Origin of the sequence: Duganella sp. CF402 (assembly GCF_900109645.1) — a bacterium.
Lineage (GTDB): Bacteria > Pseudomonadota > Gammaproteobacteria > Burkholderiales > Burkholderiaceae_D > Rugamonas.
In genome coordinates, this window is record NZ_FOBG01000001.1 from 1,953,936 (window position 1) to 1,971,965 (window position 18,030).

Below are 18,030 nucleotides of genomic sequence, written 5' to 3' on the forward strand. Positions count from 1 at the left end.
CCGGGACCCAATGAAAGCGCGCTGCGACGCACACTCAGCTTGGATTCCGGCCTTCGCCGGAATGACGGGCTAGTGGTTATGGCGGGCCAGATTGTCGCCCACGCCTTGGTACTTGAGCGCCAGTTCCATGCAGGCGCCGGTATCCATCTGACCCACGGTGGAGCGGTACAGTTCCTGCCAAGGCGTCTGGCTCGGCGGCACCGGCGGGATCCCTTCCGTCTTGCGCTTGGCCAGTTCCTCGTCGCTGATCAGCATATTGCAACTGCCTTCGTTCAGATCCACGCGCACGGTGTCGCCGGTACGGATGTAAGCCAGGCCACCGCCCACCGCGCTTTCCGGCGCCGCGTTCAGGATCGACGGGCTGTCCGAGGTACCGGACTGGCGGCCGTCACCCAGCGTTGGCAACCAGTTGATACCGCGCTTGATCAGGGCATCAGGCGGTTGCATGTTCACGACTTCCGCCGAACCTGGCCAGCCGATCGGGCCTGCGCCGCGAATCACCAGGATGCAGTTCTCATCGATGTTCAGCGACGGATCGTTGATACGGTTGTGGTAATCGCCAGAACCATCGAACACGATGGCGCGCGATTCGAACACATTCTCCTGGCCTGGAATGCTCAGGTAGCGCTGACGGAATTCCGGCGAAATCACGCTGGTCTTCATGATGGCGAAGTCGAACAGATTGCCCTTCAGGACGAAGAAGCCTGCGTCTTCCTTCAGCGGCGCGTTGAACGGGTAGATCACTTCGCGGTCGTTGGTTTCGCGGCCGACCAGGTTTTCCTTCATGGTCTTGCCGGTGACGGTGAGTCGGTCGGAGCGCAGCTTGCCCTGCTGTTCCAGTTCCCACATCACGGCCGGCACGCCACCCGCGCGGTGGAAACGCTCGCCGAGGAATTTACCGGACGGCTGCATGTTCAGCAGCAGCGGCACTTTGTGGCCGTATTCCATCCAGTCGGTGGACTTCAGTTCCACGCCGGCGTGGCGCGCCATCGCAACGATGTGCTGCTGGGCGTTGGTGGAACCGCCGATGGCGGCATTGACCACAATCGCGTCGAGGAAGGCTTCGCGGTTCAGGATCTGCGACGGACGCAGGTCCTGCTTGGCCATTTCAACGATGCGCTTACCGGTTTCGTAGGCCATCTGGCCACGTTCGCGGTATGGCGCAGGAATCGCCGAGCAGCCGGTCAGCGACATGCCCAGCGCTTCGGCGATGGCGTTCATGGTCGACGCGGTGCCCATCGTGTTGCAGTGGCCCGCCGACGGCGCCGAGGCGGCGGCGATTTCCAGGAACTTCTCGTTGTCGATCTTGCCGGCTGCCAGCTGCTTGCGGCCCTTCCAGATCGCCGAGCCGGAACCTACCAGTTCACCATCGAGCCAGCCGTCCAGCATCGGACCGCCGGACAGCACGATGGCAGGAATGTCGATGGTGGCCGCAGCCATCAGCTGCGACGGCGTGGTCTTGTCGCAGCCGGTGGTCAGCACCACAGCGTCGATCGGATAGCCGTGCAGGATTTCGACCAGGCCCATATACGCCAGGTTGCGGTCGATAGCGGCGGTCGGGCGGCGGCAGTTCTCGAAGATCGGATGCAGCGGGAATTCCATCGCAATGCCGCCAGCATCGCGGATGCCGTCGCGCACGCGCTTGGCCAGCTCCAGGTGGATGCGGTTGCACGGGCTGATATCGCTGCCCGATTGGGCGATGCCGATGATCGGGCGGCCGGAACGCAGCTCTTCAGGCGTGATGCCGTAGTTCATAAAGCGCTCGAGATACAGCGCGGTCATATCGATGTGGTCCGGATTATCGAACCAGTCCTGCGAACGGTAGCGACGCGATTGGGTGCTCATAAAGTGCCTATTCTGGTAAGTACAGGTGTTGCAGTTGTCCTGGGGTAGCCACGCGGAAGCTGAATACGCCTCCTGCCAGCGGCTCGCGGCTCAATTGTTCGTCGGTCAGTCCCTTGCGGGCGGTGGTCACAAACACGGTGCGCAAATCCTCGCCACCGAATGCCACCTTGGTGATATTCGAACACGGCATGGCGATGCTGTCCAGTAGTTCGCCCGATGCGGCGTAGCGCTCGATGCGGGCGCCCGCGAACAGACCTACCCACAGCGCGCCGTCGGCGTCCACCGCCGTGCCGTCCGGGTAACCGCTGCCCTCGATGCGCACGAACACGCGCTTGTTGGACAGGTTGCCCTTCTCATCGAGATCGAACGCGTAGATGATTTTTTCCAGCGTGTCGGTGTGATAGAAGGTGCGGCCGTCCGGGCTGACGCACGGACCATTGGTGATGACGTAGCCGCCGTCCATGCGCAGCATGCGCTGGGCGCCGCCCACCTGGCTCAGGCGATACAGCGCGCCGCTGGGCGCCGTTTCAGCGTTGTCCATCGAACCAAACCACAGCGCGCCGTGGCGGTCGATATAGCCGTCGTTGAGGCGATTGCCCGGCAGGTCCGACTCCAGCTCGAGGAGCGTGGTCAGCGCGCCGGTCTCGAACGAGAAGCGCTCGATGCGGCCCGGCAGTCCGCACACGAAATCGCCGCCGTGCATCGGCAAGGCGAAGCCCACTTCGGCCGGCACCGTCCAGCTTTGACGGCGGCTGCCGTCTTCGGCGCAACGGTGGATGGCGCGCTGTTTGATGTCGACGAAGTACAGCGCCTTGTCCTCCGGGTGCCATACCGGGCCTTCACCCAGGGTCGCGCCCAGCGACCAGATGCACTCAGGCTGATAGAGGTTCATGCTCCATACCATCCGGCGTCTACGAAGTAATCGCGGCCCGAGCAGCGGCGCGCATTGTCGGAGGACAGGAACAGCACCATCGCGGCGATGTCTTCGGTTTCCACGGTCTGCGGCAGCACCTGCGACGCGAGGATAGCCTGGCTGCCTTCTTCGTCATGCCACAGCGCCTTCTGTTTCGGGGTCAGCACCGAGCCTGGGACCACGCAGTTGACGCGGATGCCGTCTTTGCCGAGATCACGCGCCAGGCCACGGGTCAGGCCTTCGATGGCCGCCTTGGCGGTCATGTACAGGGTCAGGTCCGGCAAGGCCAGGTGCCACGAGATCGAACCAAAGTTCAGGATCACGCCGCCGCCGGCCTTCTTCATGCCAGGCGCCACGGCCTGCGCGCAGAAGAACTGGTGACGCAGGTTGACGGCCAGGCTGTCATCCCAATATTTCTCGGTGACGTCCTGCACCTGATGGCGATGGTCGTTGGCCGCGTTGTTGATCAGGACTTCAATCGCACCGTAGTCCTTTTCAATTTGCGCGATCACGCTGGACAGCGCTTTCAGGTCGGTCAAGTCGCAGTGGTAGAACACCGGTGCGTGCTTGCCGCCTTTCAGGCTTTCGGCCAGTTCTTTCGATGCTTCGGCCGCGATGTCGATGAAGAACACTTGCGCACCCTGCTTGACGAAGGCATCCACGATGCCTGCACCGATGCCGGTGCCGCCGCCGGTGATCAGGACTCGCTTGTCGGCGAGGTCCGGGTAGCTTGCGTAGACCAATGGTTGGCCCATATATTCTCTCCTGGGATTTATTATGGTTTTAGTTAAGCAGGCCGCGTTGGGCCAGATTGCGATACAGCGCGCGCACGCCAAAGGTCCACGGAGTGACTTCGTCGCTGCGATAAACGTGGTTCACCAGCATGCCCAACGAAGCGCTGCTGATGCTGACGCGGTCGCCCAGCTTGTGGGTGAAGCCGGCGCCCTGCGCGCCACGGTCTTTGATCGGCGAGAACATGGTGCCGAGGAAGAGCATGAAGCCGTCCGGATACTGGTGGTGCGCGCCGGAGGTCTGCGACACCAGATCCAGCGGATCACGGCTGATCTGGCGCATGTGGCTCTCGCCGTCCAGGTGGAAGCCGTCTTCCGCGCCTTCGATCGCCAGGCGCAGTTCCGCATTGCGCACGGTGTCGATGGTGAAGCGCTCGTCGAACAGGCGGATGAACGGCCCAATGCCGCAGGAAGCGTTGTTGTCCTTGGCTTTACCCAGCAGCAGCGCGCTACGGCCTTCGATATCACGCAGGTTGACGTCGTTGCCCAGCGTGGCGCCGACAACTTGCGCGCGGCTGTTCACTGCCAGCACGATTTCCGGCTCAGGATTGTTCCATTTCGATTCAGGGTGCAGGCCGACATCCGCGCCGAAGCCCACCGCCGACATAGGCTGCGACTTGGAGAACACTTCGGCGTAAGGGCCGATGCCCACTTCCATGTACTGCGACCAGGCGCCGCGCGCGATGAATTGCTGCTTCAGCTTTTCCGCTTCCGGCGAGCCCGGTTTGATGGCCGACAGGTCGGCGCCGATATCCTTCAGCAGCGAAGCGCGCAGCTCGTCGGCCTTGGCCGGATTGCCGCCGGCCTGCTCTTCAATCACGCGCTCCAGCAGGCTGACCGCGAAGGTCACGCCGCAAGCCTTGATGGCTTGCAGGTCGTTTGGCGCCAGCAGGCGCACCGGCGCATCCTGCGCACCGCTCAAGGCGGTTTCGATCAGCGCTTCCACGCGGCCCAGCGACTGGCCTTGCGCCGAGTGGACAAAGGCCACCAGGTCGTCGCGTTCCAGCAGGTCCGACACGGTCGGCGCCAGCGCGGTGATATCGAATACTTCGCCATTGCGCACGACCACGACGCTCGGGCCGTTGACATCGTTACGCCATACGCGGCCAACCAGCAATGCATCCGGCAGGTCCACCGGCAGGTGCGCCGCAACCGGCGCGTGTTTCAGTGTGTTTTTCACAGGGTCTCCTTTTAACGTCCCAAGCTTGGTTTTTTAGGTGAGTAGGTCCAGCCAGGCACCAGGTAGCGCATCGCCATCGCGTCGTCGCGCGCCGTGGTGGCGACTTTGTTGTACAGCGCATGCGCCGCCTCGATGCGGTCCATGTCCGGTTCAATACCGAGCCCCGGCGCTTGTGGCACCTTGACTTCTCCGCCGATGATTTGCAGCGGTTCGCGCGTCAGGCGCTCCTGGCCTTCCTGCCAGATCCAGTGGGTATCGATGGCGGTGATCTTGCCCGGCGCCGCTGCGGCGGCGTGGGTGAACATGGCCAGCGATACATCGAAATGGTTGTTTGAGTGCGAGCCCCAGGTCAGGCCCCAGTCATCGCACAGCTGGGCGAGGCGCACGGAACCCTGCATGGTCCAGAAGTGCGGATCGGCCAGCGGGATATCGACTGCGCCCAGCAGGTGCGAGTGCGCCATCTGGCGCCAGTCGGTGGCGATCATGTTGGTGGCGGTCGGGATGCCGGTGGCGCGACGGAATTCCGCCATGATCTCGCGTCCCGAGTAGCCGTCTTCCGGACCGCACGGGTCTTCGGCGTAGGCCATGATGTGGCCTTGGCCACGGCAAATGTCGATCGCTTCGCGCAGCGACCATGCGCCGTTCGGGTCCAGCGTCACGCGCGACTCGGGGAAGCGGGCCTTGATGGCGGCGATGGCTTCCATTTCTTCTGCGCCGCGCATCACGCCGCCCTTCAACTTGAAGTCGCGGAAACCGTATTTCTCCACCGTGGCTTCGGCCAGTTCAACGATGGCGGCCGGCGTCATCGCGGCCTGGTTGCGGCGGTGGTACCAATCGGCGGCACCCTCGCCGCTCAGGTAAGGCAGATCGGTACGATTGCGGTCGCCGATGTAAAACAGGTAGGCCAGCATCGGCACGCTGTCGCGCTGCTGGCCGGCGCCCAGCAATTCGCACACCGGCACATTCAGGTGCTGGCCGAGCAGGTCGAGCAGCGCCGCTTCAACGGCGGTGACCACGTTCTCGAGACGCAGGTTGATTTCGTGCGGCTGTTTCAATACTTCGGCTTCGGCGGCATCGGTCACCTGATGCTGCCCGTTGATGGAAGCGCGAATGCTATTCAGCGTGCGGTTGTAGCGGGCGATTTGCGTACCCACAACCAGCGGCACGGCGTTTTGCAGCGCGCGCAGGATGCCTGCGCCGCCCGGCACCTCGCCCATGCCGGTGCGACCGGCGCTATCCTTCAGCAGTACCAGGTTACGGGTGAAATACGGCGCATGCGCACCGCAAAGATTAAGCAGCATGCAGTCGCGACCTGCCACGGGAATGACGCGCATCTCCGTGATAACCGGACCACCTGCTTCCGGCGTCTTTGTTGCATGTACCATCTCTTTACCCTAAAATGAATAGCGCTAACATTTTATGAGTGTGAAGGATTTATGCGACCAAGTCAACTTGCTTTACGCAGCTGTTTAGGCGCCGTGGTCACGGCTTTCATGGTGTCCGGCCCTGCCTTCGCTGCGCAGCCGTCCTCGCATTGGGTGGCAAGTTGGGGTGCAGCGCAGCAAATCCCAGAGCCGGCCAACGAACTGGCGGCCGAAAACTGGCGCGACGCGAGTATCCGGCAAGTGCTCCATCTCACTCTGGGCGGCAAGCAGTTCCGGATCCGCATCAGCAATGCATACGGCACTGCACCATTAATGGTGGAAGCGGCCAGCGTGGCACTGGCAGGAAGCGACAAAATCCGCGCCCTCACCTTCGACGGGCGCACCGCCGTCATGATCCCGGCCGGCGCGGAATACTACAGCGACGCGGTCGACATGGCGCTGAAACCAGCCGCCGACCTGGCGGTTTCGCTGTATTTCAAGGAGGCGCCGGCTCGCCAGACCGGCCATCCGGGCGCGCGCGCCACCACGTTCCTCGCCAAGGGCAACCGCGTGAATGACTTGGCATGGGACGACGCCACCAAGGTCACGCGCTGGTATGCCCTCAGCGATGTTGAAGTACAAGCGCCGCGCAATGTGGGCGCGCTGGTGGCCATCGGCGACTCCATCACCGACGGCTATGGCGTCCCTCCGGACACCAACACCCGTTGGCCGGACGTGCTGGCGGCGCGTCTGCGCGATAACAATATGACACTGGGCGTGGTCAATGCCGGCATCGGCGGCGGCCGCATGCTGCGCGACGGCCTTGGCCCCAATCTGGTGGCGCGCTTCGAGCGCGATGTGCTGGGCCGCGCGGGCGTCACCCACGCGCTGGTGCTGATCGGCGTGAATGATCTGGGCGGGCAGCATCGCAATACGCCGGACACACCGGCCGACCGCCAGCAACTGCTGGCCGACCTGAAACTGGCCCACCGCCAGCTGGCAGAACGTGCACGCGCACATGGCATTTGCCTGATCGGCGCCACCATGACGCCGTATGTCGGCAGCGACTACTATCATCCGGAAGCTGAAAACGAGGCGGATCGCCAAGAACTGAACCAGTGGATCCGCAGCTCCGGCGTGTTTGACGCCGTGGCCGATTTCGACGCGGCGCTGCGCGACCCGGCCAAGCCGGACCGCCTGAAACCGGTGTACGACTCCGGCGACCACCTGCATCCGTCGCTGGCCGGCTATCGCGCGCTGGCGGAAACCGTGCCGCTGGCGGCGCTGCGCAAACAATGCGGAGGTGCGAAATGATGTCCCTGCAGACTGCGCTGCGCGCCCCCGACCTGCCGGCACGTAAAACGCTGTCAGCACTACTGGCGGCTATCTCGCTGGCCGCTCCCGCCATCACCATCGCTGCGCCGGCGGCCACCTACACCAATCCAATATTGAGCGGCTTCCACGCCGATCCCAGCGTGTGCCGAGTCGGCAGCGACTACTACCTGGCCACCAGCAGCTTCGAATACTTCCCCGGTGTACCGATCTACCATAGCAAGGACCTGGTCCACTGGCGCCAGATCGGCCACGCGCTCACCCGTTCCAGCCAGCTGAATCTGGCCAAGACCCGCAGCTCGCAAGGCATCTACGCGCCGACGCTACGCTGCCACGAGGGCGTGTTCTACATGGTCACCACCAATATGGAGGGCGGCGGCGCCTTCTACGTCCATACCAAAGACCCGGCCGGCGAATGGTCGGAACCGGTGTGGCTGAACGACCCAAGCTTCGCGATGGATCCATCGCTGTTCTTCGACGACGACGGCAAGGTCTATTACACGCGCCACGGCGGCGGCGAGCATGGCGGCGTCTATCAGGCCGAGATCGACCTCAAGGCGGGCAAACTGCTGGAGCCACCGCGCCTGATCTGGTCAGGCACCGGCGGCGTATGGCCGGAAGGTCCGCACCTGTATAAACATGACGGTCAGTACTACCTGATGATCTCCGAAGGCGGCACCTCGTATAACCACAGCCTGACGATGGCGCGTTCGCCGTCGCCGTGGGGCCCCTTCACCGCCAACCCGGCCAATCCGATTCTCACGCATCGCGGCCACCCGGAGCTGCCGCTGCAAGCCACCGGCCACGGCGACCTGGTACAAACGCCTGAAGGCAAATGGTGGGTGCCGATGCTTGGCATCCGCCCGATCGCCGAACAGCACCACCTTGGCCGCGAGACCTTGCTCGCACCGGCCGCATGGAACGACCAGGGCTGGCTGACCGTGAACAACGGCCGTCCGCTGTCGATGGAGATGCCAGCCGACGGCTTGCCGCCATCCGCGCCTTGGCCTGCCGAACCGGTACGTGATGATTTCAACCTACCCAAACTCGGGCTGCAGTGGTCGCAACTGCGCGGCCCCGGCGACGGCAGGTGGTCGCTGGCCGAACGTCCCGGCTACCTGCGCCTGAAAGGCAGCAGCGTCACCATGAACGACATCGCGCAGCCGGCCTTCATCGCCCGCCGCCAGGAGCATATGCGCATGCGCGCCGCCACGCAGCTGGAATTCGAGCCGGCCGCCGCCACTCACGCGGCGGGACTGGTGCTGCGCCAGAACGAGAACAACTACGACGAGCTGCGCATCACCGGCGCACCGCAGCGCAAGCTGGAACTGCTGGCGCGCACCAAGGGCGTCACCTCGCTGAAGTCCACCACCCCGCTGCCGCCCGGCCCCGTCGTGCTGCAAGTGGAGTCGTGGGCCGACCGCTATGAATTCAGCTACAGCGCGGGCGGCATGCCGCTCAAGCAGGTCGGCTCGCTGCCGACCGGTGCGCTGTCGTCGGAAGCGGCAGGCGGATTTACCGGTGTCTTTATCGGCATGTATGCCGAAGGCGCCCGGCAGCAGACCATGCCTGCCGCAGATTTTGCATGGTTCGACTACCACCCACTGGAAAAATAAAACGATATGAGACAACGTGTTATTGCCGCCGGGGCCATGTTATTGGCCCTGCTTGCGCACGCCCTGCCCGCGCATGCGCTGGGCCAGAAAAAACTGGCGTGGTTTGACGCGCCGCCCGCCGATGCGGTGGCGCTGGCCCGCAACGGCCAGGCCGCCAGGCTGTTTGTGGATGCATCCGACTATCCGGGCGTGGTGCGCGCGGCAGGCGACCTGCAGGCGGACATCGCCCGCGTCAGCGCGGCGCGCCCTGCGCTCAACACCAACGGCAAGCCGGCCGGCGCCGACGTAGTCATCATCGGCACCGTCGGCAAGAGCGCCTTGATTGACCAGCTGGTGGCCGAGGGCAAGCTGGATGTATCGGCCATCAAGGGCAAGTGGGAAGGCTGGCAGGTACAAACCCTACGCAAGCCGCTGCCCGGTGTGGAACGTGCGCTGGTGATCGCTGGCAGCGACAAACGCGGCACCATTTACGGCATCTACGAGATGTCGGAGCAGATCGGCGTCTCGCCCTGGAACTGGTGGGCCGACGTGCCGGCGGCGAAGCACGCGAACGTCTACGCCTCGGCCGAAGCGGCGGTCAGCGACGCCCCGGTGGTGCAATATCGCGGCATTTTCCTGAATGACGAAGCTCCGGCGTTGACTGGCTGGGTCAAGCAGCATTACGGCGACTTCAATCACAAGTTCTATTCGAAGGTGTTTGAACTGATCCTGCGCCTGCGCGGCAACTACCTGTGGCCGGCCATGTGGGGCGAAGCTTTCTACGATGACGATAAGCTGAACGGCAAGACCGCCGACGATTACGGCGTGGTTATCGGCACCTCGCACCACGAGCCGATGATGCGCGCGCATGATGAATGGCGGCGCTACGGCGGCGGCCAGCACTGGGATTACAACCGCAGCGGCGACAAGCTGCGCGAATTCTGGACGCAGGGCCTGCGCGTAACGCAAGGCCAGGAAAAGCTGATCACGCTGGGCATGCGCGGCGACGGCGATGAACCGATGTCGCGCGACGCCAACGTGTCGCTGCTGGAGAACATCGTCAGCGACCAGCGCAGCATCATCGCGAAAGAGATCAACCCGGACGTGACCAAGGTGCCGCAGGTATGGGCGCTGTACAAGGAAGTACAGGATTACTACGAAAAAGGCATGCGCGTGCCGGACGACGTGATGCTGCTGTGGTGCGATGATAACTGGGGCAACATCCGACGCCTGCCGACGCAGGAAGAGCGCAAACGTGCCGGCGGCGCGGGCGTCTACTACCACTTCGATTACGTCGGTGGCCCGCGCTCGTACAAGTGGATCAACGTGACGCCGCTGCCGAAGGTGTGGGAGCAGATGCACCTGGCCTGGCAATACCAGGCCAACCGCATGTGGATCGTCAACGTCGGCGATCTGAAACCGATGGAGGTGCCGATTGAGTTCTTCCTGACCTACGCGTGGAATCCCGCCGCATGGCCGGCGGAGCGCTTGCCGGATTACCTGAAGCTGTGGGCCACGCGCGAGTTCGGACCGGAATATGCGGACGACATCGCGGACATCGTCGCCAAGTACGCCAAGTACAACGGCCGCCGCAAGCCGGAGCAGCTGGAGCCAAACACCTACAGTCTGGTGAACTACAACGAAGCGGCCCGTATCGTCGACGAGTACAAGACGATTGCGGCGCGTGCAGAGAAGATTTCGGCGGCGCTGTCGGCGACCAAGCGGGATGCCTTCTACCAGCTGGTGCTGTATCCGGTGAAGGCCAGCGCGGTGGTGAATGAGCTGTACGTAACGGCTGGCATGAATCGCCTGTATGGCTTGCAGGGACGCGCTGCCACCAATGACCTAGCGACCAAGACCCGCGCGCTGTTCGCGCAGGATGCGGAGTTGGTGCGCAAGTATCACGAGGATATCAGCGGCGGCAAGTGGAATCACATGATGTCGCAGACGCACCTGGGCTACACCTACTGGAACCAGCCGCCGCGCAACGTGATGCCGCCGGTGACCGAGATGCAGGTACCGAAAGCAGCTGACATGGGCGTGGCGGTGGAAGGCAGCGAGCAGGTTTGGCCGGGACCGGGTGGAGACGCCCTCGCCGTGCCGGCGCTGGATGTGTTTGAGCAGCGCGCGCGCTTCATCGACATTTTCAATCGCGGCCAGCAGCCGTTTGATTACAAGGTCACGGCGAGCGAGCCGTGGATTACGCTGGACAAGCCGTCCGGCAAGGTCGCGCGTGAGCAGCGCGTGGCGGTGAATGTGCGCTGGGCCGAAGTACCGGACGGTGTGCGCACGGCGACACTTGTCATCAGTGGCGCAGGCGGCAAGACTACGGTGAAAGTCCCGGTACGCAAGCCGGAAGGCGCGGCGGCGATGACGGGCTTTATCGAAACCGGCGGCGTGGTGGCGATGGAGGCGGAGCATTACACGCGTGCTGTGGCGGCTGGCCAGCGTACGTGGCTGAAGGTGCCGGATCATGGCCGCACCCTGTCCGGCATGACGGTGCTGCCGGTGGATGCGCCGGCGGATGCCGCACCGGCGATGCGGCTGGAGTATGACATGCAGCTGTTCGGCGCAGGCACGTTCGAAGTGCAAGCCACGCTGGCGCCGACGCAGAAATTCCAGCCGGGCCAGGGCCTGCGCTATGCGGTGTCGTTTGACGACGAAGCGCCGCAGATCGTCAACGTGCATGCGGACAGCAGCGAAAAAGCTTGGGAAAAGACCGTGTCCGATGGCGCGACGGTACTGGTGTCACGCCATCAGGTGGCCCAACCCGGCAAGCACACCCTCAAATTCTGGGCGCTGGATTCGGGGCTGGTGCTGCAAAAGCTGGTGGTGAACACCGGCGGCCAGAAACCGAGCTACCTCGGACCGCCGGAAAGCCCTCGCAAATAATCAGGTTCGATTCGGCGCGGCGATGATTGCGGCTGCAATCGCGTCGCGCAGCGGCTTGGCGCGAAGCTGATCGTCGAACGGAGTCGGGCGCGTCTTCTGCCCATCCGTGCGCGGCGCCTCGTGCCAGGTCTGCAACCAGCTGGTGTGATCCGCCATGCCCCACATCAGGAAATCGCGGCACTGGCGATAACTGAGCGTCACATCCAGATAATCCTTGGCCATTGCCGCCACACCCGCATCACGCACCTTCACATCGGCCGGCAGCTTGCGGTCGTTCACATCGAACTCCGTAATCAGCAGATCCAGTCCCATGCCGGTCACCTCATCGAGGAACTTGCGCCATTCCTGCTGGCCGTTCGCATTGCTGCTCTCATCCCACGAGCCGATATGGCTCTGCAAACCCAGCGCATGCACCGGCGTACCGCGCGATTTCAACTCATGCAGCAGCTTCAGCACACCGGCGCGATGCTTGGCGCTACCGGCGTCTTCGCGCATGTAATCGTTGTAGACCAGCTGCGCTTTCGGCGCGCGCTCAGAGGCCAGCCGGAACGACAGATCGATCTGCTCCACCGCTCCCATACGCTCGGTGAATACATTCGAACGCAGGCCTCCGGTCTTCGGGTCCACCGCCTCATTCACCACGTCATAGCTGTGAATCGCATCACCGAAATGGTCGCACACGGCGATGATATGCTTGCGCAGCAGCGCTTCCGCCGCCTTGGCCGGCTGCGCACCGAAGTCATACCCATTGACCCACTTCGGCAGCCACTTGGCCTCCTGCCAGACCAGATTATGGCCGCGCACCAGCATGCCCTGCTCCTTCGCCCATGCATACATCGCATCAGCCGGGCCGAAGTTGTACTGCCCCTGGCGCGGCTCCAATCCCTGCCACTTCCCTTCATTCTCCGCCACCAGCATATTGCACTCGCGCGCCATCAACGCCTTGTACGCAGGGTCACGGAAGTAGCGGCCGCCGATAGCGTTGCCAATATTGATACCTTTACGTTTGCCCAGTACCTTCAAGGGTTCCGGCATTTCTGCGGCGTGCAGCGGCGCTGCGCCGGTGGCGGCCATCATGGCGATAAAACTGCGGCGGGATATTTTCATATTGTCTGTCTCCTTATTTGGAATTGTTCACTAACATCGTGGCATAATGAAATGGTTACGCTAACATAATCTGGAGACACCATGCGTTTTTTCTTGCCAGCGGCCCTGACGGCGCTGCTGCTGTCGCTCACCGCGACAGCTTTTGGAGCTGACGAAGACGGCTACGATTTGTGGCTGCGCTATCGCCCGCTGGAACGCGCCGCACAGCAGCGCGTGCAGGCGCAGGCCCGCAGCATCGTGCTGCCCGGCGCGCCCTCGCCAACCACTGACGCCGCGCTGGCGGAACTGAACAAAGGCTTGTCCGGCATGCTGGGACGAGCTCCATCCAATGCTACCGACGCGGCACGCATCGCCGACGGCGCCCTGCTGCTCGCCACGCCAACTCGCCTGCCATCATTGACCGCCAACGACGCCGCGCTGCGCGCCGACCTGACTGCGCTGGGCAACGAAGGCTACCTGCTGCGCGCCACCCGCGTGCAAGGCCATCCGGTCACGCTGATCGCCGCCAACACCGACATCGGCCTGCTGTACGGCGCCTTCGCCTGGCTGCGCGAAGCAGCCATCGGCAGCACGCTTAACGCATCCTCCGCACCCAAGCTGCAACTGCGCCTGCTTAACCACTGGGACAATCTGGATCGCACCGTGGAACGCGGCTACTCCGGCCAGTCGATCTGGGACTGGTGGGCGCTGCCTGACATCAAAGACCAGCGCTACACCGACTATGCCCGCGCCAACGCCTCGCTGGGCATCAACGGCACGGTGCTCAACAACGTCAACTCCAAGCCGGAAATCCTGACCGCGCCATTCATCGCCAAAGCCGCCGCCGTGGCCGACGTGCTGCGCCCCTACGGCATCAAGGTCTACCTGTCGGCCCGCTGGTCCACGCCGCTGGAACTGCACGAAACCAGCACCGCCGATCCGCTGGCGCCAGAAGTACAGCAATGGTGGAACAAAAAGGCCGATGAGATCTACAAAGCCATCCCCGACTTCGGCGGCTTCCTCGTCAAAGCCAACTCCGAAGGCCAGCCAGGCCCGCAGGACTACCACCGCAACCACGCCGACGGCGCCAACATGCTGGCCGCAGCCGTCGCGCCGCACAAAGGCATCGTCATGTGGCGCGCCTTCGTATACGCGCCAAAAGGCGCGCATCTCGCCGACGACCGCGCCAAGCAGGCTTACGAAGAATTCAAGCCGCTGGACGGCGCCTTCGCCGCCAACGTGCTGGTGCAAGTGAAGAACGGCGCCATCGACTTCCAGCCGCGCGAGCCCTTCCATCCGCTGTTCGGCGCCATGCCGAAAACCCCGTTGATGATGGAATTCCAGATCACCAAAGAGTATCTCGGCTACGCCACCGACATGGCCTATCTCGGCACCATGTTTGAAGAAACGCTGGAAGCCGACACCCGCACTGGCAAGACCGTGGCGCAAACCCTGAGCGGCATGGCCGGCGTAGCCAACATCGGCAGCGATCGTAACTGGGCCGGCTCGCACTTCGACCAGGCCAACTGGTACGCCTACGGCAAACTGGCCTGGAATCCGAGCGCCAAGGCGCGCGACATCGCCGCCGAATGGGCAGCCCTCACATTCAGCCCGGATCAGCGCGTGGCCGCGGCAATCACCGACATGCTGATGATGTCGCGCGAAACCGTGGTCAATTACATGACCCCACTCGGCCTGCATCACATCATGGGCACCAGCCACCATCACGGCCCGGCGCCGTGGGTCGACGACCTCGAACGTCCGGACTGGAACCCGGTCTACTACCACCGCGCGGACCGCAACGGCATCGGCTTTAACCGCACCGCCAGCGGCAGCAACGCGCTCGAACAATATGCGCCGGAGGTCGCGCGCCAGTATGCAGACCCGCGCACCACGCCTGAACAACTGCTATTGTGGTTCCACCATCTGCCGTGGGATTACGCCATGCCATCCGGCCGTACCTTATGGGCCGAACTGCTGGCCCGCTACGACAAAGGCGTAGCTGACACAAAACAGCTGCACGCGCGCTGGCAGGCACTCAAGCCGCTGATCGACGCGCGCCGCTACACCGAGACCGAACAACGCCTCAAGCGCCAGATCGACAACGCCATCCTGTGGCGCGACGCCTGCATCGCCTACTTCCAGTCGGTCTCCGGCCTGCCGCTGCCTCCGGGCGTGGCAGCACCCGCCCATCCGCTTTCGTACTACAAGGCGCTGCGTTACCCGTACTCGCCGGGGCGCGGATAAGGCAATCTGGTTGCGCTACCACGGTGGCCGCAATCCCTGCCCCGGCAGGCGGTCGCTTGTGGTAAAGTCTGAAGCTGAACATAGCTTCATTTAAAAACTAGATTACCAAGGCAGATGACAAAGAATAAGGTTAAACCGGCGCCAGTACCGGCCGCGCAGAACCGCTCGCAGGCGCCCACGATGGCCGATGTGGCCAAACTGGCGGGCGTGTCCCCGATGACGGTGTCTCGCGTGATGAACGGCGATACCAACGTTCGCGAAAAAACCCGCAACCGCGTCGATGCGGCCGTTGCTGCCCTCAATTACGTTCCCAATCAGGCCGCGCGCCGCCTCGCCGGATCACGCCCGATCCGCGTCGGCTTCCTGTACTCCAATCCGAGCGCGGGCTACCTGAGCGAATTCCTGGTCGGCTTGCTGAATCAGGCCAGCCCTAACAACGTGCAGCTGGTGGTGGAAAAGTGCGAGGCCGATGAACACGGCGTCGAACAGGCGCGCCGTCTGATCGCCAATGGCGTGGACGGCATCATCCTGCCGCCGCCACTGTGCGACACGCGCAAGCTGATCGACCTGATCGCCGCTTCCGGCACCCCGGCCATCACGGTGGCCTGCGGCCAGCCGGATCAGCGCATGGCCGGCGTCAGCATCGACGACTATCAAGCTGCATACGCCATGACCTGTCACCTGATCGCGCTGGGCCACCAGCGTATCGGCTTCGTCATCGGCCATCCGAACCAAAGCGCCAGTGCGCGCCGCCTGGCCGGCTTCAAGGCCGCCATCGCGGAGAAGAATGCGCAAAGCGCCAAAGAGCTGATCGTGCAAGGCCTGTTCACCTACCGCTCCGGCCTCGATGCGGCCGAGCAGTTGCTGGGACTTGAGCAGCGTCCGACCGCCATCTTCGCCAGCAATGACGACATGGCCGCCGCCGTGGTGGCGATCGCGCACCGCCTCGGCCTCGACGTGCCGGGCGACCTGACCGTGGCCGGCTTCGATGACACCGCACTTGCAACCACCATCTGGCCCGAGCTGACCACCGTGCGCCAGCCGATTACCGACATGGCGGAAGCCGCCGTGCAGTCGCTGGTGCGCCTGATCCGCGCCCAGCGCAACGGCACGCCGGAAGCGCCGGAACATGTCGTCATGGAGCACGCACTGATACGCCGCCAGTCCGATGCTGCCCCTCGTTTGCGGCCCAAACATTAAAACCATATCGAGACAATGAACAAACTCCGTGTGTTGTTGATCGCCGCTAGTGTAATTTCCTCTTCCACCTACGCCGCAGACAGCAGCACACCGCGCGCAACCACCGCCGCAGGCGCGGTGAGCGGCGTGCAGGAGGCGTCCGGCGTCAAGTCGTTCAAGGGCATTCCTTACGCGGCGGCACCGGTCGGCAAGCTGCGCTGGGCTGCGCCGCAAGCGGCGGCCAAGTGGAAAGGCGTACGCAAGGCCGATCACTTCGCGGCGCGCTGCATGCAGCTGCCGCTGTTCAGCGACATGGTGTTCCGTTCCGACGGCGTGAGCGAGGACTGCCTGTACCTCAACGTCTGGACTCCGGCCAAATCCGCGAAAGAAAAGCTGCCAGTGCTGGTGTACTTCTACGGCGGCGGCTTCGCGGCGGGCGACGGCTCCGAGCCGCGCTACGACGGCGAGAGCATGGCCGCCAAGGGCATCGTCACGCTGACGGTCAACTACCGCCTGAACGTGTTCGGCTTCATGGCACATCCTGAACTGACCAGGGAATCGCCGCACCACGCTTCCGGCAATTACGGCCTGATGGACCAGGCAGCGGCGCTGCAGTGGGTCCGCAAGAATATCGCGGCCTTCGGCGGCGATCCGGCGCGTGTGACCATTGCCGGCGAATCAGCCGGTTCGTTCTCGGTCAGCGCGCAGATGATCAATCCGCAGGCCAAAGGCCTGATCGCCGGCGCCATCGGCGAAAGCGGCTCGCTGCTTGGCCTGATGGCTCCTGCCCCTCTGGCGGCCGCCGAGCAGATGGGCGCCGCCTTCGCACAAGGAGCAGGCGCGCCAACGCTGAAAGAACTGCGCGCCCTGCCGGCCCAGCAGCTGCTGGATGCGACAAAAAAGCCGGGCGCATGGTTCTTTGCCATCCAGGACGGGTATGTGATTCCTCGCTCGCCGGTCGCCATCTATGCGGCAGGCGAACAAGCCAAAGTGCCTTTGCTGGCTGGCTGGAATTCGTATGAAGGCCATTATAAGCAAATCCTCGCCGATGCAGAGCCGACGCCTGAGAACTTCGCGGCTGCGCTGCAAAAGCTGTACGGCGACCAGGCCGCAGCAGCGCAGCAAGCCTATAGCGGCGACGTGAAGCAGGCCGCTACCGAACTGGCGAGTGACCGCTTCATCGGCTACGGCACCTGGAAGTGGATCGACTCCCACGCGCGCACCAGCGGCAAGCCGACCTACCGTTATTACTACACCCGTCCGCGTCCCGGTCAGGAAGGCGCAGGCCACTCGGTGGAGATCGAGTACGCGATGGGCAACCTGGCAGGGAATAAAGTCTATGCATGGACCGACGACGACCGCGCGCTGTCGGCGCAGATGCAGGACTACTTCGCCAACTTCATCAAGACCGGCAATCCTAACGGCGCCGGCTTGCCGGAATGGCCGCAAGCCAGCGCCGGCAAGGGCTCGCGTCTGATGAAGCTCGACGTGCCATCGGCCGCCATCACCGCCACCGACGACGCGCACCAGCAGTTCCAGGAGACGCAAGTTAAGAAAGTTGAATAAGTGGTTTGTATATTTTTGTATCAGCAGGTAATCGACTGAA

General features: G+C 63.6%; 12 protein-coding genes. 6 read left to right on the plus strand and 6 right to left on the minus strand.

Going from position 1 to position 18,030, the window contains the following annotated elements; all coding sequences use genetic code 11:
* Nucleotides 1–69 precede the first annotated feature (69 nt).
* The 5 genes from BMZ70_RS08715 to BMZ70_RS08735 are packed head-to-tail and all read right to left on the minus strand — an operon-like array spanning nucleotide 70 to nucleotide 6,114.
* On the minus strand, nucleotides 70–1,845 hold the full coding sequence (locus BMZ70_RS08715; protein WP_092272488.1) for an IlvD/Edd family dehydratase: 1,776 nt from the start codon (nucleotides 1,843–1,845) through the stop codon (nucleotides 70–72).
* A 7-nt stretch (nucleotides 1,846–1,852) separates the two neighbouring features.
* Nucleotides 1,853–2,737 (minus strand): SMP-30/gluconolactonase/LRE family protein, encoded by an 885-nt coding sequence (locus BMZ70_RS08720; RefSeq protein ID WP_092272491.1) that lies wholly within the window; start codon nucleotides 2,735–2,737, stop codon nucleotides 1,853–1,855.
* Nucleotides 2,734–3,513 carry a D-xylose 1-dehydrogenase gene (locus BMZ70_RS08725; protein ID WP_304529071.1) on the minus strand — a complete coding sequence of 260 codons (780 nt, stop codon included), beginning with the start codon at nucleotides 3,511–3,513 and terminating at the stop codon, nucleotides 2,734–2,736. The genes BMZ70_RS08720 and BMZ70_RS08725 overlap by 4 nt, the downstream gene beginning before the upstream one ends.
* Nucleotides 3,514–3,541: 28 nt before the next feature.
* Complete coding sequence (locus tag BMZ70_RS08730; protein ID WP_092272493.1) at nucleotides 3,542–4,729, minus strand: fumarylacetoacetate hydrolase family protein; 1,188 nt, start codon at nucleotides 4,727–4,729, stop codon at nucleotides 3,542–3,544.
* An 11-nt stretch (nucleotides 4,730–4,740) separates the two neighbouring features.
* Nucleotides 4,741–6,114, minus strand: coding sequence for an enolase C-terminal domain-like protein (locus BMZ70_RS08735; RefSeq protein WP_092272496.1), 1,374 nt, complete (start codon nucleotides 6,112–6,114; stop codon nucleotides 4,741–4,743).
* A 93-nt stretch (nucleotides 6,115–6,207) separates the two neighbouring features.
* On the opposite strand from BMZ70_RS08735, the gene BMZ70_RS08740 reads away from it, so the two are divergent.
* The 3 genes from BMZ70_RS08740 to BMZ70_RS08750 are packed head-to-tail and all read left to right on the plus strand — an operon-like array spanning nucleotide 6,208 to nucleotide 11,912.
* Entirely contained in the window at nucleotides 6,208–7,407 is a 1,200-nt protein-coding gene (locus tag BMZ70_RS08740; protein WP_229205348.1) for an SGNH/GDSL hydrolase family protein, read from the plus strand.
* Complete coding sequence (locus BMZ70_RS08745) at nucleotides 7,404–9,041, plus strand: glycoside hydrolase family 43 protein (protein WP_207231517.1); 1,638 nt, start codon at nucleotides 7,404–7,406, stop codon at nucleotides 9,039–9,041. Before BMZ70_RS08740 ends, BMZ70_RS08745 begins: the two co-directional genes overlap by 4 nt.
* A gap of 6 nt (nucleotides 9,042–9,047) precedes the next feature.
* Nucleotides 9,048–11,912 (plus strand): glycosyl hydrolase 115 family protein, encoded by a 2,865-nt coding sequence (locus tag BMZ70_RS08750; protein ID WP_092272502.1) that lies wholly within the window; start codon nucleotides 9,048–9,050, stop codon nucleotides 11,910–11,912.
* Here BMZ70_RS08750 and BMZ70_RS08755 read toward each other — a convergent pair whose 3' ends face one another.
* On the minus strand, nucleotides 11,913–13,019 hold the full coding sequence (locus tag BMZ70_RS08755) for an endo-1,4-beta-xylanase (RefSeq protein WP_092272505.1): 1,107 nt from the start codon (nucleotides 13,017–13,019) through the stop codon (nucleotides 11,913–11,915).
* A gap of 81 nt (nucleotides 13,020–13,100) precedes the next feature.
* On the opposite strand from BMZ70_RS08755, the gene BMZ70_RS08760 reads away from it, so the two are divergent.
* The 3 genes from BMZ70_RS08760 (at nucleotide 13,101) to BMZ70_RS08770 (ending at nucleotide 17,990) form a co-directional block, all read left to right on the plus strand.
* On the plus strand, nucleotides 13,101–15,245 hold the full coding sequence (locus tag BMZ70_RS08760; protein WP_092272508.1) for an alpha-glucuronidase family glycosyl hydrolase: 2,145 nt from the start codon (nucleotides 13,101–13,103) through the stop codon (nucleotides 15,243–15,245).
* Nucleotides 15,246–15,359: 114 nt separating this feature from the next.
* On the plus strand, nucleotides 15,360–16,445 hold the full coding sequence (locus BMZ70_RS08765) for a LacI family DNA-binding transcriptional regulator (RefSeq protein WP_092272511.1): 1,086 nt from the start codon (nucleotides 15,360–15,362) through the stop codon (nucleotides 16,443–16,445).
* Between the two features lie 15 nt (nucleotides 16,446–16,460).
* A complete protein-coding gene (locus BMZ70_RS08770) occupies nucleotides 16,461–17,990 on the plus strand; it encodes a carboxylesterase/lipase family protein (protein ID WP_092272514.1) in 1,530 nt (509 codons plus the stop codon).
* Nucleotides 17,991–18,030: the final 40 nt, after the last annotated feature.